The 24,787-nt window shown below is 68.9% G+C and carries 26 protein-coding genes and 1 pseudogene; 17 read left to right on the top strand and 10 right to left on the bottom strand.

Features of this window, described 5'->3' with window-relative positions:
* Positions 1-37 precede the first annotated feature (37 nt).
* Genes J2X52_RS06960 through J2X52_RS06950 form a run of 3 tightly spaced genes read left to right on the top strand, consistent with a single transcriptional unit; the run spans position 38 to position 2,186 of the window.
* Positions 38-631, top strand: a complete 594-nt coding sequence (locus J2X52_RS06960) for a nitroreductase (protein ID WP_310150683.1) — start codon at positions 38-40, stop codon at positions 629-631.
* Positions 628-1,584 carry a 5'-3' exonuclease H3TH domain-containing protein gene (locus J2X52_RS06955; protein WP_310150680.1) on the top strand — a complete coding sequence of 319 codons (957 nt, stop codon included), beginning with the start codon at positions 628-630 and terminating at the stop codon, positions 1,582-1,584. The genes J2X52_RS06960 and J2X52_RS06955 overlap by 4 nt, the downstream gene beginning before the upstream one ends.
* A 56-nt stretch (positions 1,585-1,640) precedes the next feature.
* A complete protein-coding gene (locus J2X52_RS06950) occupies positions 1,641-2,186 on the top strand; it encodes an NUDIX hydrolase (protein WP_310151210.1) in 546 nt (181 codons plus the stop codon).
* 13 nt (positions 2,187-2,199) lie between these two features.
* Here J2X52_RS06950 and J2X52_RS06945 read toward each other — a convergent pair whose 3' ends face one another.
* From J2X52_RS06945 to prmC, 4 genes and pseudogenes are all read right to left on the bottom strand, one after another.
* Positions 2,200-2,979 (bottom strand): class I SAM-dependent methyltransferase, encoded by a 780-nt coding sequence (locus J2X52_RS06945; protein WP_310150677.1) that lies wholly within the window; start codon positions 2,977-2,979, stop codon positions 2,200-2,202.
* Between the two features lie 10 nt (positions 2,980-2,989).
* Positions 2,990-3,199: pseudogene (locus J2X52_RS06940) on the bottom strand (alkylphosphonate utilization protein); the annotation flags it as partial.
* A 101-nt stretch (positions 3,200-3,300) separates the two neighbouring features.
* Positions 3,301-4,242 carry a prolyl aminopeptidase gene (gene pip, locus J2X52_RS06935; protein ID WP_310150675.1) on the bottom strand — a complete coding sequence of 314 codons (942 nt, stop codon included), beginning with the start codon at positions 4,240-4,242 and terminating at the stop codon, positions 3,301-3,303.
* Between the two features lie 35 nt (positions 4,243-4,277).
* Positions 4,278-5,129, bottom strand: a complete 852-nt coding sequence (prmC, locus tag J2X52_RS06930; protein ID WP_310150673.1) for a peptide chain release factor N(5)-glutamine methyltransferase — start codon at positions 5,127-5,129, stop codon at positions 4,278-4,280.
* Between the two features lie 60 nt (positions 5,130-5,189).
* On the opposite strand from prmC, the gene J2X52_RS06925 reads away from it, so the two are divergent.
* The 5 genes from J2X52_RS06925 (at position 5,190) to rnk (ending at position 10,252) form a co-directional block, all read left to right on the top strand.
* The gene (locus tag J2X52_RS06925) at positions 5,190-6,053 is read left to right on the top strand and encodes an alpha/beta hydrolase (protein ID WP_310150670.1); all 864 of its coding nucleotides are present in this window, start codon (positions 5,190-5,192) and stop codon (positions 6,051-6,053) included.
* 344 nt (positions 6,054-6,397) lie between these two features.
* A complete protein-coding gene (gene ahpC / locus J2X52_RS06920; protein ID WP_101925207.1) occupies positions 6,398-6,961 on the top strand; it encodes an alkyl hydroperoxide reductase subunit C in 564 nt (187 codons plus the stop codon).
* A 188-nt stretch (positions 6,962-7,149) separates the two neighbouring features.
* Positions 7,150-8,733, top strand: a complete 1,584-nt coding sequence (gene ahpF / locus J2X52_RS06915; RefSeq protein ID WP_310150667.1) for an alkyl hydroperoxide reductase subunit F — start codon at positions 7,150-7,152, stop codon at positions 8,731-8,733.
* 73 nt (positions 8,734-8,806) lie between these two features.
* Positions 8,807-9,718, top strand: a complete 912-nt coding sequence (locus tag J2X52_RS06910; protein WP_310150665.1) for a LysR substrate-binding domain-containing protein — start codon at positions 8,807-8,809, stop codon at positions 9,716-9,718.
* 111 nt (positions 9,719-9,829) lie between these two features.
* The gene (gene rnk, locus J2X52_RS06905; protein WP_310150660.1) at positions 9,830-10,252 is read left to right on the top strand and encodes a nucleoside diphosphate kinase regulator; all 423 of its coding nucleotides are present in this window, start codon (positions 9,830-9,832) and stop codon (positions 10,250-10,252) included.
* 52 nt (positions 10,253-10,304) lie between these two features.
* Here rnk and msrA read toward each other — a convergent pair whose 3' ends face one another.
* From msrA to J2X52_RS06890, 3 genes are all read right to left on the bottom strand, one after another.
* Entirely contained in the window at positions 10,305-10,955 is a 651-nt protein-coding gene (msrA, locus tag J2X52_RS06900) for a peptide-methionine (S)-S-oxide reductase MsrA (RefSeq protein ID WP_310150658.1), read from the bottom strand.
* Between the two features lie 72 nt (positions 10,956-11,027).
* Positions 11,028-11,957: a DMT family transporter gene (locus J2X52_RS06895; RefSeq protein ID WP_310150656.1), complete on the bottom strand. Its 930-nt coding sequence runs from the start codon at positions 11,955-11,957 to the stop codon at positions 11,028-11,030.
* Between the two features lie 52 nt (positions 11,958-12,009).
* The gene (locus tag J2X52_RS06890) at positions 12,010-14,151 is read right to left on the bottom strand and encodes a GGDEF domain-containing protein (RefSeq protein ID WP_310150652.1); all 2,142 of its coding nucleotides are present in this window, start codon (positions 14,149-14,151) and stop codon (positions 12,010-12,012) included.
* Positions 14,152-14,406: 255 nt separating this feature from the next.
* Between J2X52_RS06890 and J2X52_RS06885 the strand changes: the two genes are divergently transcribed.
* The 6 genes from J2X52_RS06885 (at position 14,407) to J2X52_RS06860 (ending at position 19,797) form a co-directional block, all read left to right on the top strand.
* Entirely contained in the window at positions 14,407-16,170 is a 1,764-nt protein-coding gene (locus J2X52_RS06885; RefSeq protein ID WP_310150649.1) for a glutamine--tRNA ligase/YqeY domain fusion protein, read from the top strand.
* Positions 16,171-16,277: 107 nt separating this feature from the next.
* Entirely contained in the window at positions 16,278-16,667 is a 390-nt protein-coding gene (locus J2X52_RS06880) for a hypothetical protein (protein ID WP_310150647.1), read from the top strand.
* A 27-nt stretch (positions 16,668-16,694) separates the two neighbouring features.
* Positions 16,695-17,252: a nucleoside deaminase gene (locus J2X52_RS06875; RefSeq protein ID WP_310150644.1), complete on the top strand. Its 558-nt coding sequence runs from the start codon at positions 16,695-16,697 to the stop codon at positions 17,250-17,252.
* Positions 17,253-17,328: 76 nt separating this feature from the next.
* Positions 17,329-18,378: a 23S rRNA (cytidine(2498)-2'-O)-methyltransferase RlmM gene (gene rlmM / locus J2X52_RS06870; protein WP_310151209.1), complete on the top strand. Its 1,050-nt coding sequence runs from the start codon at positions 17,329-17,331 to the stop codon at positions 18,376-18,378.
* Between the two features lie 21 nt (positions 18,379-18,399).
* Positions 18,400-18,738 (top strand): hypothetical protein, encoded by a 339-nt coding sequence (locus J2X52_RS06865; RefSeq protein WP_310150641.1) that lies wholly within the window; start codon positions 18,400-18,402, stop codon positions 18,736-18,738.
* Positions 18,739-18,861: 123 nt separating this feature from the next.
* Complete coding sequence (locus J2X52_RS06860; protein ID WP_310150639.1) at positions 18,862-19,797, top strand: DUF808 domain-containing protein; 936 nt, start codon at positions 18,862-18,864, stop codon at positions 19,795-19,797.
* A gap of 10 nt (positions 19,798-19,807) precedes the next feature.
* On the opposite strand, the gene J2X52_RS06855 is transcribed toward J2X52_RS06860, so the two are convergent.
* The 3 genes from J2X52_RS06855 to ubiH all read right to left on the bottom strand — a co-directional run bounded on the left by J2X52_RS06855 (position 19,808) and on the right by ubiH (position 22,490).
* Entirely contained in the window at positions 19,808-20,044 is a 237-nt protein-coding gene (locus J2X52_RS06855; protein WP_310150638.1) for a hypothetical protein, read from the bottom strand.
* A 71-nt stretch (positions 20,045-20,115) separates the two neighbouring features.
* Positions 20,116-21,294 carry an FAD-dependent oxidoreductase gene (locus J2X52_RS06850; protein WP_310150636.1) on the bottom strand — a complete coding sequence of 393 codons (1,179 nt, stop codon included), beginning with the start codon at positions 21,292-21,294 and terminating at the stop codon, positions 20,116-20,118.
* Positions 21,291-22,490 carry a 2-octaprenyl-6-methoxyphenyl hydroxylase gene (ubiH, locus tag J2X52_RS06845; protein ID WP_310150634.1) on the bottom strand — a complete coding sequence of 400 codons (1,200 nt, stop codon included), beginning with the start codon at positions 22,488-22,490 and terminating at the stop codon, positions 21,291-21,293. The genes J2X52_RS06850 and ubiH overlap by 4 nt, the downstream gene beginning before the upstream one ends.
* 113 nt (positions 22,491-22,603) lie before the next feature.
* On the opposite strand from ubiH, the gene J2X52_RS06840 reads away from it, so the two are divergent.
* Genes J2X52_RS06840 through J2X52_RS06830 form a run of 3 tightly spaced genes read left to right on the top strand, consistent with a single transcriptional unit; the run spans position 22,604 to position 24,715 of the window.
* Entirely contained in the window at positions 22,604-23,194 is a 591-nt protein-coding gene (locus J2X52_RS06840) for a hypothetical protein (RefSeq protein ID WP_310150631.1), read from the top strand.
* Positions 23,195-23,206: 12 nt separating this feature from the next.
* Positions 23,207-23,758 (top strand): cob(I)yrinic acid a,c-diamide adenosyltransferase, encoded by a 552-nt coding sequence (locus J2X52_RS06835; protein ID WP_310150628.1) that lies wholly within the window; start codon positions 23,207-23,209, stop codon positions 23,756-23,758.
* A 45-nt stretch (positions 23,759-23,803) separates the two neighbouring features.
* Positions 23,804-24,715 (top strand): histone deacetylase family protein, encoded by a 912-nt coding sequence (locus J2X52_RS06830; protein WP_310151207.1) that lies wholly within the window; start codon positions 23,804-23,806, stop codon positions 24,713-24,715.
* Positions 24,716-24,787 lie beyond the last annotated feature (72 nt).

Below are 24,787 nucleotides of genomic sequence, written 5' to 3'. Positions count from 1 at the left end.
GTGCATACGATTCCCCAATGGTGGCGACAGATCTGTGATGAATTCCTCAAATCCTGAACACGACGCACTCTCATTGCTCGATGCCCGCCGTTCAGTGCCGGCCAAGCAGCTCGATGCCCCCGGCCCGGACGAGGCCACGCTGCTGCGGATGCTGCGCTCCGCGGTGCGCGTGCCTGATCACGGCAAGCGGGTGCCGTTCCGGTTCCTGCGTATCACAGGCAGCGACCGCGACGCGCTCGGGGAGCGGCTCGCGGCGCGTTCACAGGCGCGCGATCCGGATATCGGCGAAGGCGCTCTCGACAAGGACCGCCGGCGCTTCTCGCATGCACCGATGGTCATCGTCGTGGTGGCGGTGCTCGATCCCGACGACACCAAGATTCCCGAGGTCGAGCGTCTGCTGACCGCCGGCAGCGTCTGTTTCGCCCTGCTCCAGGCCGCGCAGGCGCTGGGCTTCGGCGCTTCGTGGCTGTCGGGCTGGCCGGCCTACGATGCCGAGATCCTCGCCCTGCTCGGCCTGGGTGGGAACGAGCGCGTGGCGGGTTTCATCCATATCGGCACGCCACGCATCGAGGCGCCGGAACGCGAGCGGCCGGATCCTGCCGCACTGCTGACCGACTGGCACGCGCCATGACGTTGCCGCCGCAGACGCTGCAGGCATCGCCACCACCGCCCACTGCGCCGCTGTACCTGATCGACGCCAGCCTCTACGTGTTCCGCGCCTGGCATTCGATGCCTGACGAGTTCCGCGATGCCGAGGGCTGGCCGACCAATGCGGTGCACGGCTTCGCACGCTTTCTCGCTGAACTGGTCGAGCGGGTGAATCCGCAGTACATCGCCATCGCATTCGACGAAGCGCTCGACAGCTGCTTCCGCAACCGCATCTATCCCGCCTACAAGGCCAACCGCCCGCCCGCGCCCGATGAACTGCGTCGCCAGTTCGCGCACTGCAAGGCGCTGTGCCGCGCACTCGGCTTCGTGGTGCTGGCCGATACCGAGTACGAAGCCGACGATCTGATCGGCAGCGCGCTGGTGGCCGGCCGTACGCGGGCGCATCACGGGGTCGTCGTGTCGGCCGACAAGGACCTGTCGCAACTGCTCGAGGGCGCGGACGAACAGTGGGACTACGCGCGTGGCGTGCGCTGGAGCGCGGCCGGCGTACGCGATCGTCACGGCGTCGAGGCGCACCAGATCGCCGACTACCTCGCGCTGTGCGGCGACGCGGTCGACAACATCCCCGGCGTGCCCGGCATCGGCTGCAAGACCGCGGCGAGTCTGCTGCATCACTTCCGCACGCTCGATGCGTTGCTGGAACGCAGCGACGAAATCCAGTTCCTGCGCTTCCGCGGCGCCGGCCAGGTGGGGCCGAAACTGCGTCAGCACGCCGAGGCCGCGCGCCTGTACCGGCAGCTGACGACGATTGCCTGCGACGCGCCGCTGGGCGAAGGCACAGGCGGTTTCGCGCGCCGCACCGGCGATGCCGCAGCGCTGCAGGCGCTGTGCGAAACCCTGCGTTTCGGGCCGCTGACCCGTCGTCGCCTGCACAGCGTCGCCGGCCTGGACTACGCGCCGCCCGCGATGGCCTGAGCGCGCTGTCGGTCGTCACGGCCGCGCGTTAGCATCCGCGCATGACCAATCCATCGATGCGCGAACATACCGAAGTGCTCTACCAGGGCGACTGGCTGCGGCTGGTCCGCCACGGCACATGGGAAGCCTGCGAACGCACGCACGGCGGCGACGGCATGGCGGTGCTGGTGATCGCGGTGACACCTGACGACGAAGTGCTCTTTGTCGAGCAGTACCGGGTCCCGCTGGGCGCCCGGACGATCGAGATGCCGGCGGGGCTGGTCGGCGACGGCGGATCCACCGATTCGCTCGAAGATGCGGCGCGACGTGAGCTGATCGAGGAAACCGGCTGGTCGGCCGGCCGCGTCGACGTGTTGTTGACCGGCCCGACCACTGCCGGCATGAGCAACGAACGCGTCGCCTTCGTGCGTGCGCGTGAGCTGACGCGTGTCGGCGACGGCGGCGGCGTCGATGACGAGGCGATCATCGTCCACACCGTCCCGCGCGCGACCGCACCGGCCTGGCTGATGCGCAAACACGCGGAAGGCTTCGAGCTCGATCTTAAGCTCTGGGCCGGCCTGTGGATGGTGGACTTCAACCCGGACGGCTCACCCGCGGATTGAGCGACGGACAGCCCTATGGCGCGCGGAGCGCCAGCGTTGCGAGGGCGACCGGCATCAGGCGATTGAGCGGAGTGACCGTATCATCCCAGTCGTCCTCGTACAGGCCGGCAAGACGGAACCCGGCTGCCAGTTGTCCGCCGATCTGGGTCTGCAGCGAATGCCCGAACTCGGCGGCGCGTCCGCTTGCGTCCCAGGCGGCACGCGCGGCCGGCCTCAGACTGTCCGGCTCCGCATACGGCAGGCGGTGACGCGCGACGCAGACACCGGTGTCCGTTGCCTCGTCATGATCGAACAGAAAAAACGCAGGATTCATGAAGCCGGCCAGCAGGCGTCCGCCCGGGCGCAGTACGCGGGCGCACTCGCGCCACACCGCTTCCACGTCCGGCACGAAGACGTTCGATACCGGATGGAACACGATGTCGAAACTCGCATCAGCGAACGCAGACAGGTCGGCCATGTCGCCGCGTACGCAATGCAGCGCCAGCCCGTCGCGTTCGGCGACGGCACGGTCCTTTTCGAGTTGCACGTCCGACAGATCGAAACTCGTGACCCGCGACCCGGCCGCAGCCAGGACCGGCGCCTGCTGTCCGCCGCCCGACGCCAGACACAGCAGATCGCATGCGTCCAGCGTACCGAGCCAGTCGCGCGGCACCGCACGGTTCGGCGTCAGGATGACGGACCAGTCGCCACGACGCGCCGCCGCGATCACCCCGGCGTCCACAGGCGTCGTCCACGCGCTGCCGGATGTGGATTCGCGATTCCACGCCGCACGGTTGTGTTCGAGCACATCCATCAGATGGACCTCAGGCCTTCTTGACGAACTCCGTCCGCAGCACCAGGCCCTTGACCTTCTCGACGTTGCATTCGATCAGGTCGGGGTCGTCGGTCAAACGGATGTTCTTGGCCAGCGTGCCGCGCTTGAGCGTGACGCTGGTGCCCTTGACCTTGAGGTCCTTGACCACGGTGACCGCGTCACCGTCGGCGAGGCGGGCGCCGTTGCTGTCCTTGACGATGATTTCTTCTTCAGACATCGGAGTTTCCTGCGCGCAACGGGCCTGCCGTCGCGCATTGATGGGTGGACTGGCGGCGCCGCAGATCGACTACGGCGGGTGCCTCAGGCGAAGCGATCGGTCGCACGCACCAGCGCGTCGATGTTTTCGGCCTCGAACGCGGAATGGCCCGAGGCCGGCGTCACGACCAGCTCGGCCTTGGGCCAGACCTGGTGCAGATCGAACGCGTTCTGCACCGGGCAAACCACGTCGTAGCGGCCGTGGACGATGACGCCGGGGATGTCGACCATGCGGTAGGCGTCGCGCAACAACTGGTCGTCGACCTCGAAGAAACCCGCGTTGGTGAAGTAGTGGTTTTCGATGCGCGCGAAGGCCAGCGCGAACTGCGCGTCGGCGTGGCTATCGGCGAAATCGGCATCGACGTGCAGGAAGCTCGTCGCGCCTTCCCACACGCTCCACGCGCGCGCGGCAGACAGGCGCGTGGTTTCATCGTTGCTGGTCAGGCGGGTGTGGAACGCCGCGATCAGATCGCCGCGCTCCGATTCCGGAATGGCGGCGATGTACTGCTGCCAGGCCTCCGGAAACAGACGCGACGCGCCTTCCTGGTAGAACCATTCCAGTTCCCAGCGGCGCAGCATGAAGATGCCGCGCAGGATCAGTTCGGTGACCTGGCGCGGATGCATCTGCGCATAAGCCAGGGCCAGCGTCGATCCCCAGGAGCCGCCGAACACCTGCCAGCGCTCGATGCCCAGATGGACGCGCAACCGCTCGATGTCGGCGACGAGATCCCAGGTGGTGTTGGCGACCAGGTCGGCGTGAGGGGTGGAGCGGCCGGCGCCGCGCTGGTCGAACAGCACGATCCGGTATTTGGCGGGATCGTGGAAACTGCGCATCTTCGGACTGCAGCCGCCACCCGGACCGCCGTGCAGCAGCACCACCGGCTTGCCCTTCGGATTGCCGCACTGCTCGTAATAGAGCGTGTGGCGGTCGTCGACGGCGAGCATGCCGGTGTCGAAGGGCTCGATGGCGGGATAGAGCTGGCGCATGCGCGTGGATCCGGGGAAAACAGGCGTCCAGTCTATCAGTCGGCCTTTCGTGCCTCGGGTGCGCGGCCCAGCGTCACGCGGTCGCGGGCTTCGAGATCGCGCTCGGTCGCCACCTCGACGAGACCCGCTCGTTCGAACAGCGCGCGCACCGCCGCCCCCTGCGCGAGACCGTGCTCGACCAGCAGCCAGCCGCGGGGCGCAAGATGCGCGAGCGCGCCCGCGGCGATGCCGCGGATCGCGTCCAGACCATCGGCACCGGACGACAGCGCCGATGCGGGTTCGAAGCGCAGATCGCCTTGCGCCAGATGCGGGTCCGCGTCTTCGATATAGGGCGGATTGCTGGCGATCACGTCGAAACGCGCGCCGGCCAGCGGCGCGTACCAGTCGCCGTGAGCGAAGCGCACCTGCGTCAGTTCCAGCGCTTGCGCGTTGGCGCGTGCGACCGCGAGCGCGTCGACGCTGGCATCCGTCGCCAGCACCGCGGCGTCGGGGCGTTCGCGTGCGATCGCCAGCGCGATTGCCCCGCTGCCGGTGCCGAGATCCACGACGCGCGCGTCCGCGGCAGGCAACCGTGCCAGCGCCAGTTCGACCAGCAATTCGGTTTCCGGCCGCGGGATCAGGGTTGCCGGCGTCACCGCCAGATCGAATCCCCAGAAGCCACGCACGCCGGTGAGATAGGCGACCGGTTCACCGGCGGCGCGGCGCGCGACCAGCGCTTCGAAACGCTCGGGCACGCCACCGGGCGCGGGATCGCGTGCATGCGCGTAGAGCCAGCTTTGCGAACGACCCGCGGCATGTGCGAGCAGCCAGCGCGCATCGATCGCGTCGATACGGCCGGCGGCGTCGCGCAGCAGTGCATCCAGAGCGGGACTCGGATTCGTAATCATGACTTCACATCGTAGCCGGGCCCCGGCCGGGCATGGTGTCGCACCTCGAGGAGATCACCGATGCGCCGTTCGATCCACGCCTGTGTCGCCGCCACCCTCGCCCTGCTCGTCTCGGGCTGCCAGAGCGCGTTCTTCGGCTTCGTCAATCGCGATAGCACACAGCCGGATGCGACGGCGGTCTACGACGCCACGCGCGGGCTGGCGCTCGACATCTACCGCCCGCAGAACGCGGCGCCCGATACCCCAGTGGTGCTGTTCTTCTACGGCGGCTCCTGGCAGTACGGCACGCGCGCGCAGTACCGCTTCGTCGGCAGCCGGCTGGCGCAGAACGGTGTCGTTGCCATCGTTGCGGATTACCGCACCTGGCCGGCCGCCGGCTTCCCGGCCTTCATGGGCGATGCCGCGCACGCGGTGCGCTGGACCGTCGACCACGCGGCCGAGTACGGCGGAGACCCGAAGCGTGTATTCATCGCAGGCCATTCGGCGGGCGCGCAGATCGCCGCGCTGCTGGGCACGGACGCGCAACATCTCGCCGCGGTCGACCTGAAGCCGAAGGATCTGGCCGGCGTGATCGGCCTGTCGGGCCCGTACGACTTCGTCATCAGCGGCAAGCTCGAGGAGATCTTCGGCCCGCGCAGCCAGTGGCCCGAGGCGATGGCGGTGAAGTTCGTCGATGGCGACGAGCCGCCGTTCCTGCTGATCCATGGCGACGGCGACCGCACGGTCGATGTCGGCAACAGCCGCAAGCTGGACTTCGCGCTGCGTCGCAAGGGCGTCGACTCGACGCTGGAGATCATCTCCGGCGGCAACCACTTCGTGACCGCCGCCGCGTTTTACGAGCCGGAGCGCGCCCCCGAGGTGTTGCCGGCGGTGCGCGAGTTCATCGGCCTGGTTCAGGCGGATGCCGAATCCGAGACAAAATGAAGGCGGCCGAAGCCGCCTTCAAAAATTCCGTGGACGTGTGGGAGGGAAGTACGAACACGGAACCCGGTACGCGGCTTCAAGGCCGCGGGCGCCGCCTGAAACCGCTGCGCGACGCCTGTTGACCCGATATTGCTGCAGCGCAACAGCGATTGCAAGCGTCCATGTAATCGTTTCCGGTGACACTATTCACGGTCGACTGACGCGAGGATATCGATAGCCTAGATCTATCGATTGAATTTCTATAATCGATTTCCCATATCGATAGACGGCGCCTAATCTATGCGCAGCCGGAGTCACCGGCCGCGATGCCAAGTCGCACGCCTTCCCCCCGTCCAGGAGCTTTCATGTCCCTCATCAACACCGAAGTCCAGCCGTTCAAGACCACCGCATTCCAGAACGGCGAGTTCATCGAAGTCAGCAACGAGAGCCTCAAGGGCAAGTGGTCGGTCCTGATCTTCATGCCCGCCGCCTTCACCTTCAACTGCCCGACCGAAGTCGAGGACGCGGCCGACAACTACGCCGAGTTCCAGAAGATCGGCGCCGAGGTCTACATCGTCACCACCGACACGCACTTCTCGCACAAGGTGTGGCACGAGACTTCGCCGGCTGTCGGCAAGGCGCAGTTCCCGCTGGTCGGCGACCCGACCCACCAGCTGACCAACGCGTTCGGCGTGCATATCGCCGAGGAAGGCCTGGCGCTGCGCGGCACCTTCGTCATCAACCCCGAGGGCGTGATCAAGACTGTCGAGATCCATGACAACGCGATCGCCCGTGACGTCACCGAGACCCTGCGCAAGCTCAAGGCTGCGCAGTACGTCGCCGCCAACCCGAACGAGGTCTGCCCGGCCAAGTGGAAGGAAGGCGAGAAGACCCTTGCCCCGTCGCTGGATCTCGTCGGCAAGATCTGATCTGCGCCACCGGTGGTCGCGTGTGTCGCACGTGACCACCCTCGCCCCCACGCCGTGCAAGCGGCTTGGGGGTGAACCGGAGCCGGCGGCCCCGCCGCCGTCTGCGGTTCACCCCTCTCCCCCTCTGTCCGGATGCGTCGTGCCACGATGCGTCACGGGCGACTCAACCCTGCCGTCCGGAGTTCGCCATGTTGGAAGACGCTCTCAAAACCCAGCTCAAGGGCTACCTCGAACGCGCCGTGCGTCCGATCCATATCGTCGCGTCGGTCGACGACGGCGAGAAGTCGCGCGAGCTGCTGGCGCTGCTGGCCGACATCGGCGAGGCCAGCGACCGCATCACGATCGACACCGCCGGCACCGATGCGCGCAAGCCCTCGTTCGCGCTGACCTCGCCCGGCCACGACTTCGATGTGCGCTTCGCGGGCCTGCCGATGGGCCACGAGTTCACGTCGCTGGTGCTGGCGCTGCTGCAGGTCGGTGGCCACCCGTCGAAGGCGGCCAAGGACACGATCGAGCAGGTCGTCGCGCTCGATGGCGACTACAGCTTCGAGACGTATTACTCGCTGTCGTGCCAGAACTGTCCCGACGTGGTGCAGGCGCTAAACCTTGCTGCGGTGCTGAACCCGCGCATCCGCCACACCGCGATCGACGGTGCGCTGTTCCAGGCCGAGGTCGAGGCACGCGAGATCATGTCGGTGCCGACGGTGTTTCTCAACGGCCAGAAGTTCGACCAGGGCCGGATGACGCTGGAGCAGATCGTCGCCAAGCTCGACACCGGCGCGGCCAAGCGCGAGGCCGCAAAGATCGCCGCGAAGAAGCCCTTCGACGTACTCGTCATCGGTGGTGGCCCGGCCGGCGCGGCCGCGGCGATCTACGCCGCGCGCAAGGGCATCCGCACCGGCGTGGCATCCGAGCGCTTCGGCGGCCAGGTGCTGGACACCATGGCGATCGAGAACTTCATCTCGGTCAAGGAAACCGAAGGCCCGAAAATGGCCGCGGCGCTCGAGCAGCACGTGCGCGAGTACGACGTCGACATCATGGACCTGCAGCGCGCGACGCAGCTGGTGCCGTCGGGTGATGAGGGGCTGATCGAAATCCAGCTCGAGAACGGCGCGTCGCTGAAGTCCAAGACCGTGGTGCTGTCGACCGGCGCGCGCTGGCGGCAGATGGGTGTGCCCGGCGAGGACCAGTACCGCAACAAGGGCGTGGCCTATTGCCCGCACTGCGACGGCCCGCTGTTCAAGGGCAAGCGCGTGGCGGTGATCGGCGGCGGCAATTCCGGTGTGGAAGCCGCGATCGATCTGGCCGGCATCGTCGCCCACGTCACCCTGATCGAGTTCGACGCCCAGCTGCGCGCCGACGAAGTGCTGCAGCGCAAGCTGCGCAGCCTGCCGAACGTGCGCATCGTGACCAGCGCGCAGACGACCGAAGTGCTCGGCGACGGCGCGAAGGTCAACGCGCTGGTCTACCGCGACCGGGTCGGCGGCGACAGCCACCGTGTCGAACTGGAGGGCGTGTTCGTGCAGATCGGCCTGCTGCCCAATACCGAGTGGCTCAAGGGCGTGGTCGCGCTGTCGCCGCGTGGCGAGATCATCGTCGACGACCGCGGCCAGACTTCGGTGCCCGGCGTGTTCGCCGCCGGTGACGCGACGACGGTGCCGTACAAGCAGATCGTCATCGCGATGGGCCAGGGCGCGACGGCTGCGCTCAGCGCGTTCGACCATCTGATCCGCGTACCGGTCGTCGAGACGGCCGAGGCCGAAGCGGCGTGATCCCGCGCGCGGCCCGCGTCCTGCACATCCCGGCGTCGCCTGTGCGACCCGGGACGTGCGCGGAGTGCGCGCCGTGAACCTCCGCGACCTGCGCTATCTGGTCGCGCTCGCCGACGAGCGGCATTTCGGCCGCGCCGCGGCCGCCTGTTTCGTCAGCCAGCCGACGCTGTCGACGCAGATCCGCAAGCTCGAGGAAGAGCTCGGCGTCGCCCTGGTCGAACGCGCGCCGCGCAAGGTCATGCTGACGCCGATCGGCGTGCAGGTCGCCGACCGCGCGCGCCGCATCGTCGGCGATGTCGAACAGATGAAGGCACTGGCCCGGCGCAGCATGGACCCCGAAGCCGGCTCGATCCGGCTCGGGCTGTTCCCGACGCTGGGCCCGTACCTGTTGCCGCATGCGGTGCCGCCGTTGCGCGCGCGGTTTCCGCAGCTGGAACTGCTGCTGGTGGAAGAGAAGAGCGACGTGCTGCTGACGCGGCTGCGCGACGGTCGTCTCGATGCGGCGATTCTCGCGTTGCCGGTCGACGAGGACGCGCTGCACGCCGAGTTCCTGTTCGAGGAACCGTTCCTGCTCGCGGTTTCAGATCAGCATCCGCTGGCCGCGCGCGAACGCCTGAGCCTGCAGGAGCTGTCGTCGCAGAAGCTGTTGCTGCTCGAGGACGGCCACTGCATGCGCGAACAGGCGCTGGATGTGTGTCGCCTGTCGGGCGCCGGCGAACACGCCGAGTTCCGCGCCACCAGTCTGGAGACGCTGCGACAGATGGTGGCCGCGAACGTCGGCGTCACGCTGCTGCCGATGCTCGCGACCAAACCGCCGGTCGCCCCGTCGCCGCATCTGCGCCTGCTCGATTTCAGCGACACCCGCCCCACCCGGCGCGTCGCCCTGGTCTGGCGCCGCAGTTCGGCCATGCACGCGTTCCTGCTGGAAGTGGCGGGCGTGCTGCGCGATCTGCCGCCTGCGCTGTTCGAGCCTGCCGCGACCTGAGTCGCCTCTCCGCGCCCGGCCTTGGACGCGGCACAATAGACCCCGGGCGGCGCATTGCGTCGCCTTTCTCATGGGCGCTGGTCCAGCGCCTCCCAATCCCAGGAGATCCTGATGTCATCGCAATCCAAGAGTGGCCTGCCCCCATCCGACGCACCGCCGATCCGCATCACCCGCCATGACTTGGCGCGCCTCGACGCTTTGCTCGATTCACCGACTTACCGGCAACACCCCGGCGCGTCTGCGCTGCAGCGCGAACTCGATCGCGCCGATCTGCTGCCAGACGATGCCCCCGCCGACGCGATCGTCGGCATGCATGCACGTGTCACGTGCATCGACGACGAAACCGGCGCCCGGCACACACTCACACTCGTCTATCCGCACGAAGCGGACGTGGACGCCGGTCGCGTGTCAGTCCTGGCGCCTGTCGGCACGGCCCTGCTGGGATTAACGATCGACCAGCGCATCGACTGGCCGGTCAGCGGCGGTCGCACCCTGCGCCTGCGCGTGCTGGAAGTCGCGCCCGCCGATCACTGATCGCAGTGCGTGCGGCGCCGCCCCCGGGCGCCGCACGGTTCACCGCATCGATTCAGAGCGGCACGCCGACCTGGCACGCCACGCCCGTGCCGCCGATGCCGCAATACCCGCCGGGATTCTTGTGCAGGTATTGCTGATGCTCGTTCTCGGCGTAATAAAACGGCGGCGCCTCGTCGAGGATTTCGGTGGTGATGTCCGGATACCCCGCCGCCTGCAGCTTCGCCGCATACGCGTCGCGGCTGCGATGGGCGAGCGCGGCCTGCGCCGGCGTCGTGCAGTAGATCGCCGAACGGTACTGAGTACCTGTGTCGTTGCCCTGGCGCATGCCCTGGGTCGGGTCATGGCGCTCCCAGAACGTCTGCAGCAAAGTCTCGAACGCGATCTGCGCGGGGTCGTAGACCACCAGGACGACCTCGGCATGACCGGTCTGTCCGGAACACACCTCGCGATACGACGCGTTCGGCGTCACCCCGCCGGCATAGCCGACCGCGGTCGTGACCACGCCCGGCAGCGACCAGAACATGCGTTCCGCGCCCCAGAAGCAGCCCATGCCGAACTGCACCTGTTCCAGACCGTCGAACGCGTCCTGCAGCGGGCGGCCATGCACCGCATGTGCGTTGTGCAGCGACACGGGCGTATCTCGACCCGGCAGCGCATCCTGGGGCCGTGGCAGACGCTGTTTCCAGGCTCCGATTCCGAGCATCTCGATCTCTCCGGGTCGCGGCACAGTGCCGTGCGCTCTGCATGCGGGCGCGCGGGCCTTCTTCCAAGGGACTCAGGCCGGCTCCGCCGGCGTCCGCGCGCGGCCCTTCAGGCTCGCGAGGAAGATGCCGGCCAGGGTGAAGGCGAGTCCGAGCCACTCGCGCGGCAGGGTCTCGCGCTGCAACACGAGGATATCGAGCAGGAACGCGCAGACCGGCTGCACCAGGAGCAGCAGACCGACCAGCGCGACAGACAGGTACTGCATCGCGCGCGAGATCAGAATCCAGCTCAGGCAGTGGCCCAGCGATGCGAGCAGCAGCAGCCAGCCCAGCGCCTGCCAGCTCGGAATCGCGAACGACACGCCTTCGGCGACACCGGCCAGGCCGAGCAGCGCGGCGCAGAGCAGCGACACCATCGCCAGCACCTGCGCTACCGGCGCGGACGCCGCCGCATTCGTCGTGCCCACGTTGCCGGCGCGCTGCACGTGGCGCAGGCCGATGTTGTAGACCGCGTAACACAGGCCGGTCGCCAGCCCCAGCCACACGCCCCAGCGATAATCGGCCGGCAGCGTCGCCCAGTCCGCGCCGAGCATCAGCCACAGGCCGAAGAACGCCAGCGCGATGCCGGCGACGAACCGCAGGCTCACACGTTCGCCGAACAGCACGACCCCGGCCAACGCCATGAAGAACACCTGCGCATTGGCCAGCAGCGTCGCCAGTCCCGGGCCGATCAGCAGGATGCTCCGGTGCCACAGCCACAGGTCGGCAGCGAACGCGGTGGCCGGCAGCAGCGCCAGCCACCACATGCGCCGTGGCATTGGTCGCCAGTCGCGGCGCAGATGGACGAACAGCGTCAACAGCACGCCGGCGAACAGCATCCGGTAGAAGGCCGACACCGTCGGCGCCGTGCCAGCCAGGCGCACCATCAGGCCGTTGGTGCCGATCAGCGCGGCGCCGGCCAGCATCCACGCGATGGCAACGCGAGTGCCCGGGGTGTCGTGCATGGAATGGCCTCGCGTGGGGGACGCGCAGCGTAGCAGCGCCGCGCGGCCGTCCTCAGCTGAAGACCGCGGGCGCCACTTGCACGCAGTTGCGGCCCTGACGTTTGGCGGCATAGAGCGCCTTGTCGGCGCGCGCAATCGCGGACGCCGGCGTGTCTTCGCCGCGGTGGCGGGTGGCGATGCCGATGCTCACCGTGAGCCGCACGCGCTGGCCCTCGTGGCGCATCTCGCAGTTCTCGACCGCGGTGCGCATCCGCTCCCCGACCGCCCGCGCCTCGGCGCCATCGCGACCCGGCAGCACCGCGATGAACTCCTCGCCGCCGTAGCGCCCGAACATGTCGGCCTCCGACAGTACGCTGCGCAGCGCGGTCGACACCGCGCGCAGGCAGTCGTCGCCGCAGCCGTGACCGTAGCGGTCGTTGACCGACTTGAAGTGGTCGAGATCGATGAACAACACCGAGACCGGGCGCCCCGTGCGCTCGGCATCGGTGAAAGTGCGTCCGATCCAGAGATCGATCGTGCGACGGTTCATCGTCCCGGTGAGGGCATCGATTTCCGCCGAGCGCCGCAGCTTCACGGCGGCGGCGGCTTGGTCGACATGCAACTGCACCACGCGCGCGAGTTCGCCGATCACCGACATCTCCTCGGTCGTGAACCCCGCGTCGCCGGCACGGCGCAGCAACAGCACGCCCCAGCCCGGCGCACGCACCTGGAACGGCACCAGCGCTTCCATCGCCACCACCGGCCCGCCCACCGTCGGACGCACCGGCTGCTGCAGGGCCAGACCCGCGTTCGCCTGGCGACGCAGGAGCAGGCCGCGACGGTCGATCTCGTGCTCGATCGATGCCAGCGCATCGGATGGCTCGACCAGCAGATGGTCGCGGCCCTGGTAGCCGCGCAGCACCGCGATGCAGGATTCGGTCGGCACCAGGGGCAGCAGGTGATCCATCAGCAGGCGGAAGCCCTGCCACGGAATCTCGCCGGGATCGAGGCCGTTGAGCTGGGTCTGCAGCGCCGCCGACAGGTCGGCACGCGCGGCTTCGCGCCGCATCCTGCGCTCAGTGTCCTGACGCGCGAGACGGTCACGGTCGCGCTGATCGCGGTAGTCACCAATGCGATGGGTCAGCGACAGCGCGAGCAGCAATGCGAATGCCACCGCCGCGCCCTGGTAGCCGAAATGCAGCAGCGGGCCGCTCGGCGCCAGCCCATGCCGGGCCAGCGACACCCACACGCCGGCCGAAACCGACACGGCGGTGGCGACCGTCAGCGTCCATGCCATGGGCACGCCGCGCCGCCCGGCATCCACCAGCATGCAGAGCACCGCAACGCCGGCGACCGTCCACGCCGAGGCGCTCACCGCCTGCGACACCTGTGCCAGGCCCGGCAGATTGAGGAGGCACACCGAGGCCAGTGCGATCAACCCGATCCCGAGGCCGCGGACCAGCCGCGCATGCCGATAGGCACGGTCGCGCATCGCATAGGCCTCGATCAGCCACAGCGCGGCTGCGGCGTGCACCAGGGTCAGCGCCGACACGCCCTGTAACCCCCATTGGCCGAACAGACGCACGCCCGGCAGGCCGTAGAGATGGCCGTTCATTGCCTGCAGCAACAGGACGAGGGCGACGGTGAAGCCGAAGAAGCCGATGAACAGCCGGTCGCGGGAGGCGTGGGCCAAGGCCAGCGCCAGTGCTGCGAGCGCCAGCAGGCAGCCGTAGACCCCAGCGGCCAGGGCAACGCCGGACCGCTCAACCCGGCGTACGTCGACCGCCTGGGCCAGCACCGGGTGCAGGCTGTCTTGCAGCCCGCCCTCCACCTCGGCTTCGATCGTCATCGGCCCGTGCGCATCGCGCGGCAGCAGAAAGGCATAACCGGCCGGCAGGACGCCATCATCGACGCCGACGCTGAAGAAATCCGCCGCCTCGCTGCGCCACCCGTCTGCACCCACCAGCTGCAGCCGGCTGACCGGCTCGCGCGGAAACCACAGCGCCCACCGGGCGGTCACTGTGGCCGGCAGCTCAAAACGCAGCTGGACCACGCCGTCAGACTGCGGATGGACCACCACCGGCAGGCTTTCACCGGGGCGCAGCTGGGTCGCGGATACCAGCGCCGCAAACAGCCCCATCAGCAGCACCAGACAGGCGGCGAGGACCCAGGCGTGGCCGGGCATCGCGCGCGAGGCGGTCAGCTCCATCTGCATGCCTGCCCGTCGGCCGCGTGGGACCTTTCTGCGCGCTGTCCAATGCCTCGCTGCGCTGGATCGCGCATGCACCGCCCCCTTGATGTCCCCTGCTCCATCGCAACTCGCATGCCACGGTTTCCTTACCGCCGTCACGAAATTATGTCAGGACTGCGTCACGGAAATCGCCACGACGCCGTCACACCCGCCCCCGCGCGTCGCTTGTGGACCGTCCGCTACACTGCACGGCTTTCCGCTTCCGCCGTCTGAGCTCCCATGTCATCCGCCGAATCCGCTGCGCCGCCGACCGATCCCGCCACCCCGGCACGCCAGGACTTCATCCGGCAGATCGTCCGCGAGGATCTGGCCAGCGGGAAACATGCCGCAATCCGCACGCGTTTCCCGCCCGAGCCCAACGGTTACCTCCATATCGGCCACGCGAAGGCAATCTGTCTGGATTTCGGCATCGCGGCCGAATTCGACGGCCGCTGCAACCTGCGGTTCGACGACACCAACCCCGAGAAGGAAGACCTCGAATTCGTCCGCGCGATCGAGGACGACGTGCGCTGGCTGGGCTTCGAGTGGGCCGAGCTGCGCCACGCCTCGGACTATTTCGACGTCTACTACCGCGCCGCCGAGAAGCTGATCGAACAGGGCGACGCCTTCGTCTGCGATCTCACTGCCGAGCAGGTGCGCGAGTACCGCGGCACGCTGGTCGAACCGGGCCGCAATTCGCCGTTCCGTGACCGCGGCGTCGACGAGAACCTCGACCTGTTCCGGCGCATGCGCGCGGGCGAGTTCGCCGACGGCACGCGCACGCTGCGCGCGAAGATCGACATGACCAGCGGCAACATGAACCTGCGCGACCCGGCGCTGTACCGGATCAAGCAGGTCGCCCACCAGAACACCGGCGACGCCTGGCCGATCTATCCGATGTACGACTTCGCCCATGCGCTGGGCGATTCGATCGAGGGCATCACCCATTCGCTGTGCACGCTGGAGTTCGAAGATCATCGCCCGCTGTACGACTGGGTGGTGGACCGGGTCGATCTCGCCGGCAACCCGGACCTGCTGGCCTCGCTGAGTGCGCGGGGCCTGCCGAACGTGGCCGCCAAGCCGCGCCAGATCGAGTTCTCGCGCCTCAACATCAATTACACGGTGATGAGCAAGCGCAAGCTGACCCAGCTGGTCGGCGAAGGCCTGGTCGACGGCTGGGACGACCCGCGCATGTACACGCTGCAGGGCCTGCGCCGCCGCGGCTATACGCCGGCCAGCCTGCGCCTGCTGGTCGAGCGCGTGGGCATCAGCAAGCAGAACTCGGTCATCGATTTCTCGGTGCTCGAAGGCGCGCTGCGCGACGATCTCGACGCCCGCGCGCCGCGCCGCATGGCGGTGGTGAACCCGCTGAAGCTGGTGCTGACCAACCTGCCCGACGGCCACGCTGAAACCCTGAGTTTCCCGAACCATCCGAAGGACGAAGCGCAAGGCATGCGCGATGTGCCGTTCTCGCGCCAGCTGTGGATCGAGCACGACGACTTCGCCGAAGTGCCGCCCAAGGGCTGGAAGCGGTTGATCCCGGGCGGCGAAGTGCGCCTGCGCGGCGCCGGCATCGTGCGCTGCGACGAGGTGATCAAGGACGACAGCGGCGCGATCGTCGAGCTGCGCGGCACACTGGATCCCGAGTCGCGTCCCGGCATGGAAGGCGCCAACCGCAAGATCAAGGGCACCATCCACTGGGTCAGCGCCGCGCATGCGGTCGAGACCGAGGTCCGCCTCTACGATCGCCTGTTCGTGGTCGAAAAGCCCGACGACGAGTCGACCGGCAAGACCTATCGCGACCATCTGAATCCCGAGTCCAAGCGCAGCGTCACGGGCTACGTGGAACCGGCTGCCGCGACCGCCGCGCCCGAGCAGTCGTTCCAGTTCGAGCGCCTGGGTTACTTCGTCGCTGACCGCGTCGACCACGCGGCCGCGAAGCCGGTGTTCAACCGCAGCGTGACACTGCGTGATACCTGGACGGCGGACAAGGCCGGCGCCTGAAACCCGCCATCGGTCGCGCAGCACGGGATGCCGCCCGCCCGCCGCGTCCCGGCATCTGGCCCGTCCCGGCGGCCGCGGGACGCGCTGGAGCGGTTAACATCCCCGGCATGATCCGTCTGCGCACCCTGTCGCTCCGCCTGTTGCCTGCCCTGCTGTTGCTAGCGCTGGCGGCGTGCGCAGCGCCTGCGGCGCCGGTCGCCGAGGCCGCGCCTCCCGCGGGCGCGCCGGTCATCGAAACACCGTCCGCACCCGCTGGCGTGCCGAATCTGGACACCAGCTGCCGCGTCGACAGCGACTGCGCGGTCAAGAACGTCGGCAGCTGTTGCGGCTACCAGCCGGCCTGCGTCAATGCGAACGCGCAGGTCGATCCGCAGGCGGTGCAGGCCGATTGCGCGCGCCGCGGCATCGCCGGGGTTTGCGGCTTCGTCGAGATCCAGTCCTGCGCCTGCGTCAACTCGCGCTGCGAGGCGCCCGCACCGGGCAGCCTACTGCGCTGATCCCCCGCTTCATTTCCGGAATTTCCAATGCTGTATGCCCAGGTCCACCTGACCCTGCCCGCGTGGGTGCACGAGCACGTCGACGTGTCGCGCGACTACATTGGCGATGAGACCAAGGTCGCGCTCGCGATCGAGCTCTCGCGCCTGAACATCGAAGCGCAGAGCGGCGGGCCGTTTGGCGCGGCCGTGTTCGGCAGCGACGACCGCATCATCGCCGTCGGCGTGAACCGGGTGATGCCGCACAGCTGCTCGGTGGCGCACGCCGAGACCATGGCCTACATGCTCGCGCAGCAGCGCCTGCAGACACCGCGGCTCAACGAGCGCGGACCGATGACGCTCGCGACCTCGTCGCAGCCCTGCTGCATGTGCTACGGCGCGACTGTCTGGGCCGGCATCGACCGCCTGCTGATCGGCGCACGTTCGCAGGACGTGGAAGCGCTGACACCGTTCGACGAAGGCCCCTTGCCCGAGGACTGGGTCGGCGCCCTGAACCAGCGTGGCATCGAGGTCGTGCGCGACCTGCTGCGCGACGACGCGCGCGCGGTGCTGCGCACCTATGGCGAAACCGACGGGGCGAAGTACTGACATGACCGATATCGACACAGATCACGCCGATGCAGCCGCCGAGCCGGCAGACGCGCCCACGTCGCCACTGCATGCGATCAGCGGCCTGCTCTGCTACTGCCGCCCCGGCTTCGAGCCCGACCTCGCCGCCGAACTGACCGAGCGCGCCGCCGGCGTGCATGTCGCCGGCTACGCGCAGACCAAGCGCGGCGACGGCTACGTGCTGTTCCATTCCGACAACGGCCCGTCGCTGACCAGCGAACTGCCGTTCCGCGAACTGATCTTCGCGCGCCAGAAGATGATGCTGCTGGCCGAACTGCGCGACCTCGACCCGACCGACCGCATCACGCCGATCTTCGAAGTGCTGGCCGGCCGCGGCCGCCATGGCGAACTGATGGTCGAGCATCCCGAATCCGATGAAGGCAAGCAGCTCGCCGGCCTCGCACGCAGCTTCGCCAATGCGCTGCGCCCAGCTTTGCGCAAGCGCGGCTTCCTGAGCCAGAAGGACGAGACGCGCTTCCCGCGCCTGCATGTGTTCTTCGTGTCGGGCACGCACGCCTACATCGCCCAGTCGATCGTCGGCGACAGCGCCCCGTGGGCGATGGGCATTCCGCGTTTGCGCACGCATGCCGATGCGCCGTCGCGCTCGGCACTGAAGCTCGAAGAGGCCTTCATGGCGCTGCTCACCGAACGCGAGCGCAATGCGCGCATCAAGCCCGGCATGCGTGCGGTGGATCTAGGCGCGGCGCCCGGTGGCTGGACCTGGGTGCTGACGCGCGAACACATGCGCGTGGTCGCGGTCGACAACGGCCCGATGCAGGCCGAACTGCTCGAAACCGGTCTGGTCGACCACCACCGCGTCGACGGCTTCCGCTACCAGCCCGTCGGCGCGGTCGACTGGATGGTCTGCGACATGGTCGAGCAGCCCCGCAAGGTCGCCGAGCGCATGGCGACCTGGTTCCGCGAAGGCTGGTGCCGCAACGCGGTCTTCAACCTCAAGCTGCCGATGAAGAAGCGTTGGCAGGAAACGCTGCTGGCGCTGGACCTGTTCGCCAACAATGCCGGCGAGCACGAAAACCTGGTGATCCGCGCGCGGCAGCTCTACCACGACCGCGAAGAGATCACGGTCTACGCCAGCGTCGAGTAACCCGGAACCGGAGAGCGCGTTATGGCTGCAGGCTGGATCACCGTTGTCGCCCCGTATCTGCCGGAGATTGTCCGGCTGGCCCGGCCGATCTTCACCCGGACGCCGCCGCTCGTCGATCTGGGGCAGCAGCGCCGCAACGACGTGATCGACGCGCAGATCACCGAGCTGCAGGACGCGGCGAGCCAGAACGCCGACTCGATCGGCAAGCTGGCCGCCGACATGCAGAAGACCATCGAGGTACTGCAGCTGGGCGCGGCGCGCGTCGAGCAACGTCTGCTGCGCGCGCAGGTGCTCGCGGTGGTCGCCGGCACCGTCGCGGCGCTGGCCTTCGCCCTCGCCGCCTGGGCGCTCGCGCGCTAGAACCGGTTCGAGGTCCGTCGCGCGCGCCGGCGGGCGAGCCCTGCATGGCCTCGCATCGGCGCTGACGCAGCCGCCACATCGGCGCTGCATACTGCGCGCGCCCTCAACTCCGGATCTCCCCGCATGGCGTCCAGCCTGCTGACCCTGCTCGACGATATCGCCACCGTGCTCGACGACGTGGCGCTGATGACCAAGGTCGCTGCGCGCAAGTCGGCCGGCGTGCTCGGCGACGATCTCGCCCTCAACGCGCAGCAGGTCACCGGCGTCACGGCCGACCGCGAATTGCCGGTGGTCTGGGCGGTCGCCAAGGGCTCGGCGCGCAACAAACTGATCCTCGTGCCCGCCGCGCTCGCGATCAGCGCATGGCTGCCGTGGCTGGTCACGCCGCTGCTGATGGCCGGCGGTCTGTTCCTCTGCTACGAAGGTTTCGAGAAAGTGCTGCACAAGCTGCTGCACAAGGCCGAGGACGACGCCGCCAAGCCCGGCCGCACCGCCGCGCTCGCCGGCGCCGATGTCGACCCGGTGGCGTTCGAACGCGACAAGATCCGCGGCGCCGTGCGGACCGACATGATCCTGTCGGCCGAGATCATCGCGATCACGCTGGGCACCGTCGCCGGCGCGGCGTTCCTCACCCAGCTCGGCGCGCTGGCGGCGATCTCCGCGCTGATGACTATCGGCGTCTACGGCCTCGTCGCGGGCATCGTTAAACTCGACGACGCCGGCCTGTACTTGAGCAAGGGTGCATCCGGTGCGGCGCAGGCGATCGGTCGCGGCATCCTGCGCGTCGCACCCTGGCTGATGAAGACGCTGGCGATCGTCGGCACCGCCGCGATGTTCCTCGTCGGCGGCGGCATCCTGACCCACGGCGTGCACGACGTGCAGACCTGGATCAACGACGCGGCAAGCGGGCTGGGTGCGCTGCCCGAAGTGGGCGTGGTGCTCGGCGCGGTGCTGCCGACGGTCATCAACGCGGTCGTCGGCATCGTTGCCGGCGGCATCGTGGTGGGCATCATCACGCTCATCCGACGCATGCGCGGCAAGCCCGCGCTCGCCCACTGAAGGCGCGTGATCAGCAGGGCAGGACGAAGGCGCCGAGCCAGACCATCAGACCGGCGAGACACATGCCCAGCATCACCACGCACGCGCCGAGCAGCCACAGTGCGCGCATGCCCGGTCGCAGTGCGCGGGTGCGCCGCCAGGTGAGCAGAGGCGCGGCGAGCCCGACGCAAAGCGCGAGTGCGAGCACGCCGTAACCGAGCGCGACGAACCCGCCCGACTTGACCGATTCGACCGGGCACTGGGTCATTGCGAACGCGGGTAACGCGGCGCAGGCCCACAGTGCAACGGCGGCGGCCTGCACGAAAGCGGGCAGCGACCTCAAAGCCCGGCGGCCCGCTTCCAAAACAGATTGCGCAGCGGTGGCAACGCGTGTGCGATGCCGAGTGCATGGCTGCGCAGCAGCACCGGCAGCAGGGCGTCGTTCGAGTAGGCGCGGTTGATCGCTTCAAATGCGTGCGCGGCCACGGCACTCTCGCTGCGCCGCGTGCGCGCCCAGCGCGCGAGCCGTTGCGGCGCATCCCAGCGCGCGCCGCGACGCCGTGCATCGGCGACGCTGTCGGCCAGGCCGATGACATCGCGCAGGCCGAGGTTCACGCCCTGCCCGGCCAGCGGATGCACGACGTGCGCCGCATCGCCGATCACCAGCACGCGGCCCTGCAGCTGCGCATCGGCCAGCTGGCGCCGCAGCGGAAACGCGGCGCGCGGCGAGACCGGCGTCAGCATGCCGAGCCGGCCACCGGACGCGCGCGTCACTGCATCCGCGAATGCAACATCGTCGAGTTCGCGCATGCGCGTCGCTTCATCGGCGGGCAGCGTCCAGACGATGGAACTGCGACCCTGGTCGACCGGCAACAGCGCCAACGGACCGGTTGGCAGGAAGCGCTGCCACGCGGTATCTCGATGCGGCTCTGCGCTTTCGACATACCCGACCACGCCGGCCTGCGCGTAGTCGTGCGCGCGGGTGCCGATGCCGGCGAGCGTGCGCAGCGTCGATGCGGCGCCGTCGGCAGCGATCGCCAGGCGCGCTTCGACCCGACTGCCCGCATCGAGCCGCAGAGTCACGCCGTCGGTGTCCTGCTCCAAGGCCTCCACCTGCGCCGGCGCACGCACGTCGACACCGGCCACGGACAACCGCGCCCACAGCCGGTCGACCAGCAGACCGTGCTCGACGATCCAGCCGAGTTCGCGCATACCCAGTTGGTCGGCGTCGAAGACCAGTTCACTGCCGCCGCCGGCGTCCCAGACCTGCATACGCAGGTAAGGACGCGCGCGCGCAGCGCGGACCTCTTCCCAGGCGCCGACCGAGCGCAGCAGACTGGCGCTGTCGTGGGCAAATGCGTACACGCGCAGATCGGGATGCGCCGCCGACCAAGCGGCAGGCGCACGCGCTTCGACCAGCACCACGTCGAGATCCTGCGCGGCCAGCGCCAGCGCGCACGCGGCGCCGACCACGCCGCCGCCGACGATCACGACATCGCGTCGATCGCGGCGGCTCATGCGGCGGCTCCGCGGCACAGCGCCGGCACGTCGCCCCGATAGCCCATCGCCCCACCGGCGAGCATCGCCTGCAGCGCGGAATCGCGATCGATCGCCAGAAGCCCGAGACTGCGCAGTGGCCGCAGCAGGCGCGCCGAATTGGAGGTGACGCGCGCGAGGCCGTCGGAGAACGCGAGCGTGCGGGTGCGATCGTCCAGGCGGCGTGCGGCGTGGCGTTCGAGCAGTTCGGGCGCGCCGGGATCGGCGGCGCCCGCGATGCACTCGGCCAGGGTCAGCGCATCGCGCAGGCCGAGGTTGAAACCCTGGGCGCCGATCGGATGCAGGCTCTGCGCCGCATTGCCCACCAGCACCGCACGTGTATCGACAACGCGCTCGGCTACAACACGCCGCGCCGCATGACGACTGCGCGGGCCGACCGCGAGGAAGCGACCGGCGCGCCAGCCGAATGTCTGCTGCACGCGGGCGAGGAACGCCGCGTCGTCGAGCGCGGCGACCATCTCGGCTTCGTCGCTGGCGACGCCGTGGACCAGCCCGTAATGCCGGTCGCCACGTGGCAGCAACGCGGTCGGGCCGGCATCGGTCAGGCGCTCGAACGCGCGGCCATCCGGCGCGCGTGCCGCGCGCAGGCGGGCGATGAACAAGATCTGCGCGTAGTCGTGGACGTCGGCGCCGATGCCCAGCGCCTGCCGTACCGCGCTGTCGGCCCCGTCGGCGCCGACCACGAGACGCGCCCGCACGCGGGTTTCGCCGTCCGGCCCGTCGAGACGGACCACGCGACAGCCGTCCTCGATCCCGTCGAAACCGGCAAAGCGCATCGGCCGGTAGCGCACCAGTCGCGGCAGTTCAGCCAGCCGCACTTCCAGCGCCTCTCCAAAATCACGCGCGACCACGACCTGCCCGAACGCTTCGCGGGCATAGTCGGCCGCGGCCAGCTTCGCCCGGCCGAAGTCGCCGGCGCGGCTGACGTGGATCTCGCGGATCGGCCCGCCTGGCGCGCGCAGCTTCTGCAGCACGCCGAGCACGGTCAAGGCATTGACGGTTGCCTCGGCAAAACTCAGGTTGCGCTCATCGAAGACCGCCGGCATCGACCCCGGCGGCGTGGCTTCGACCAGCGCGGCATCGACGCCGGCGCGGTCCAGCGCGATCGCAAGACTGGCGCCGACCAGACCGCCGCCGACAATGAGGACCGGATGCACCGGTGCTGGGTGTGGTTCGACCATGCCCGCGATGATACGCGCCGGCGCCTGCGCCCCGGGTCGCGGCTCCGCTAGAATGCGCCCTCGACCTGTTGCTGCACCGGAGCCCCGCGATGACCGTCACCGCCCGCCGCGCCACGATTTTCGCCCTGCTGGCCGCGTTGATGGCTGCGACCCGGCTGCATCATTTCGCCGCGATTCCCGATGCCTCGTGGGCAGTGTTCTTCATTGGCGGCTTCTATCTCGCCAGCTGGCAGCGCTGGGCGTTTCCGGCGCTGATGGTGCTGGCAGTCGCGGTGGACTGGTTCGTCATCAGCAGCCAGGGCCTGTCGTTCTGGCAGCACTACTGCGTGTCGCCGGCCTACTGGTGCCTAGTGCCGGCGTATTTCGCGCTTTGGGCTGGCGGCAGCCTGTTGCGTCGCCACCTGTCGACATCGGCCCCGATCGCGATCGGCCAGCTGGTCGTCGCCCTGGTGGCCTCGGTCACGATCTGCCATCTGCTGGCGCAGGGCAGCTTCTACTGGATCAGCGCCTCGGTCGCCGATCCCACGCTCGCCGGCTGGTGGAAGAACTACAGCGACTGGCTGCTGCCCTACATGCGCACCGCCGCGCTGTACGTCGGCGTTGCTGCGATGGCACACGTGCTGCTGACGCGCGTGCTGCCGAAGCCTGCGACCGCCGTCCGTCCGCTGCACGCCGACTGACGCGCCGCGCCGATGGGTAACCGTCTCTCGAAGATCTACACCCGCACCGGCGACGACGGTTCGACCGGCCTCGGCGACGGCGCCCGTGTAGGCAAGGATTCGTTGCGCGTCGCTGCCTACGGTACGGTCGATGAGGCCAATTCGACGATCGGCCTGCTGCTGGCCGCCGACGTACCGGACGACATCCGCAGCCTGCTGACGACCGTGCAGCACCAGCTGTTCGATCTCGGCGGCGAGCTGTGCATTCCCGGCCATGCCGCGATCGAGGACGCCGACATCGACCGCCTCGAACAGCAGCTCGACCATTACAACGACGATCTGCCGCCGCTCAAGGATTTCATCCTGCCGGGCGGCGGCGAGGCGGCAGCGCGCTGCCATATCGCCCGCACCGTGGTCCGCCGCGCCGAGCGCGAGTCGGTGGCGCTCTCGCGTGTCGAAGACGTCCGGCCGCAGGCGGTGCGCTATCTCAACCGGCTCTCGGACCTGCTGTTCGTGCTCGCCCGGGTGCTGGCGCGCGCCAGCGGGCATGGCGAAGTGCTGTGGCACCACACGCGGCGGCGCTGAGCGATGCATCATCCGGTCGGCTTCGGCGGCGGTGACCAACGGCGGGTGCCGGTGTTCTCGCACCCGAGCCTGCTGGACCACGACACCGGCCCAGGCCATGCCGAGCGCCCGGAGCGGCTGGCCGCCGTCATCGAAGCGCTGCGTGCCGCCTTCCCGGATCTCGATCTGCGCCAGGCCCCGCCCGCCACCCGCGGCCAACTGCTGCGCGTCCATGACGCCTCGCTGCTCGCCAACATCCTCGACGCCCGTCCCACCGGCCGCATTCCGCTCGACAGCGATACCGTGCTGTCGCCGGGCTCGGCGCAGGCCGCGCTGCATGCCGCCGGCGCCGGCGTGGCCGCGGTCGATGCGGTGCTGGGCGGCAACGAGCGCCGGGTGTTCTGCGCCGTGCGCCCGCCCGGTCACCACGCCACCGCCGACATCGCGATGGGTTTCTGCCTATTCAACAACATCGCCGTGGCCGCTGCGCATGCGCTCGACCGCTACGGCCTGACCCGGATTTCGATCGTCGACTTCGACGTGCACCACGGCAACGGCACCCAGGCGATCTTCGAGGCAGAGCCGCGCGTGCAGTACGTCAGCTCACACCAGATGTCGCTGTTCCCAGACACCGGCCGACGCGACGAGCGCGGCGTGGGCAACATCGTCAACCTGCCGCTCACCGCCGGCACCGGCAGCCGTCGCTTCTGCGAGGCCTGGCGCGAACGCCTGCTGCCCGAGATCGACGCGTTCGCCCCGCAACTGCTGATGATCTCGGCAGGCTTCGATGCGCATTGGCGCGACCCGCTGGCCCAGTTGCAGCTCGATGCCGAGGATTTCGGGTGGTTGACCGGCGAACTCGTCGCCATCGCTGAACGGCGCTGCGAGGGCCGAGTCATCTCGATGCTGGAAGGTGGATACGACCTGCAGGCGCTGCGCGAAAGCAGCGTCGCCCATCTGCGCGCGCTGACCGGCTGAGACGCCCGTTGAGGGCCCGATGGCCTGCAGGAAAGCGTCGATACCGCAGGTGAACAGGAGGGATGGACGCCG

Origin of the sequence: Luteimonas sp. 3794 (genome assembly GCF_031456825.1) — a bacterium.
Taxonomy (GTDB): domain Bacteria; phylum Pseudomonadota; class Gammaproteobacteria; order Xanthomonadales; family Xanthomonadaceae; genus Luteimonas.
The sequence above is the reverse complement of the archived record's forward strand: the minus strand, read 5'-3'. Positions and strand labels throughout refer to the sequence as shown.

What these genes read in the sequence shown, in the direction of transcription:
- J2X52_RS06855 (WP_310150638.1), bottom strand. Translation starts at nt 20,044, where the DNA reads ATGACCCAGTGCCCGGTCGAATCGGTCAAGTCGGGCGGGTTCGTCGCG.
- J2X52_RS06885 (WP_310150649.1), top strand. Translation starts at nt 14,407, where the DNA reads ATGTCATCCGCCGAATCCGCTGCGCCGCCGACCGATCCCGCCACCCCG.
- J2X52_RS06880 (WP_310150647.1), top strand. Translation starts at nt 16,278, where the DNA reads ATGATCCGTCTGCGCACCCTGTCGCTCCGCCTGTTGCCTGCCCTGCTG.
- prmC (WP_310150673.1), bottom strand. Translation starts at nt 5,129, where the DNA reads ATGATTACGAATCCGAGTCCCGCTCTGGATGCACTGCTGCGCGACGCC.
- J2X52_RS06895 (WP_310150656.1), bottom strand. Translation starts at nt 11,957, where the DNA reads ATGCACGACACCCCGGGCACTCGCGTTGCCATCGCGTGGATGCTGGCC.
- ahpF (WP_310150667.1), top strand. Translation starts at nt 7,150, where the DNA reads ATGTTGGAAGACGCTCTCAAAACCCAGCTCAAGGGCTACCTCGAACGC.
- J2X52_RS06955 (WP_310150680.1), top strand. Translation starts at nt 628, where the DNA reads ATGACGTTGCCGCCGCAGACGCTGCAGGCATCGCCACCACCGCCCACT.
- pip (WP_310150675.1), bottom strand. Translation starts at nt 4,242, where the DNA reads ATGCGCCAGCTCTATCCCGCCATCGAGCCCTTCGACACCGGCATGCTC.
- J2X52_RS06945 (WP_310150677.1), bottom strand. Translation starts at nt 2,979, where the DNA reads ATGGATGTGCTCGAACACAACCGTGCGGCGTGGAATCGCGAATCCACA.
- J2X52_RS06840 (WP_310150631.1), top strand. Translation starts at nt 22,604, where the DNA reads ATGACCGTCACCGCCCGCCGCGCCACGATTTTCGCCCTGCTGGCCGCG.
- J2X52_RS06925 (WP_310150670.1), top strand. Translation starts at nt 5,190, where the DNA reads ATGCGCCGTTCGATCCACGCCTGTGTCGCCGCCACCCTCGCCCTGCTC.
- J2X52_RS06950 (WP_310151210.1), top strand. Translation starts at nt 1,641, where the DNA reads ATGCGCGAACATACCGAAGTGCTCTACCAGGGCGACTGGCTGCGGCTG.
- J2X52_RS06890 (WP_310150652.1), bottom strand. Translation starts at nt 14,151, where the DNA reads ATGCAGATGGAGCTGACCGCCTCGCGCGCGATGCCCGGCCACGCCTGG.
- ahpC (WP_101925207.1), top strand. Translation starts at nt 6,398, where the DNA reads ATGTCCCTCATCAACACCGAAGTCCAGCCGTTCAAGACCACCGCATTC.
- J2X52_RS06875 (WP_310150644.1), top strand. Translation starts at nt 16,695, where the DNA reads ATGCTGTATGCCCAGGTCCACCTGACCCTGCCCGCGTGGGTGCACGAG.
- J2X52_RS06960 (WP_310150683.1), top strand. Translation starts at nt 38, where the DNA reads ATGAATTCCTCAAATCCTGAACACGACGCACTCTCATTGCTCGATGCC.
- J2X52_RS06865 (WP_310150641.1), top strand. Translation starts at nt 18,400, where the DNA reads ATGGCTGCAGGCTGGATCACCGTTGTCGCCCCGTATCTGCCGGAGATT.
- J2X52_RS06850 (WP_310150636.1), bottom strand. Translation starts at nt 21,294, where the DNA reads ATGAGCCGCCGCGATCGACGCGATGTCGTGATCGTCGGCGGCGGCGTG.
- J2X52_RS06860 (WP_310150639.1), top strand. Translation starts at nt 18,862, where the DNA reads ATGGCGTCCAGCCTGCTGACCCTGCTCGACGATATCGCCACCGTGCTC.
- msrA (WP_310150658.1), bottom strand. Translation starts at nt 10,955, where the DNA reads ATGCTCGGAATCGGAGCCTGGAAACAGCGTCTGCCACGGCCCCAGGAT.
- J2X52_RS06835 (WP_310150628.1), top strand. Translation starts at nt 23,207, where the DNA reads ATGGGTAACCGTCTCTCGAAGATCTACACCCGCACCGGCGACGACGGT.
- rnk (WP_310150660.1), top strand. Translation starts at nt 9,830, where the DNA reads ATGTCATCGCAATCCAAGAGTGGCCTGCCCCCATCCGACGCACCGCCG.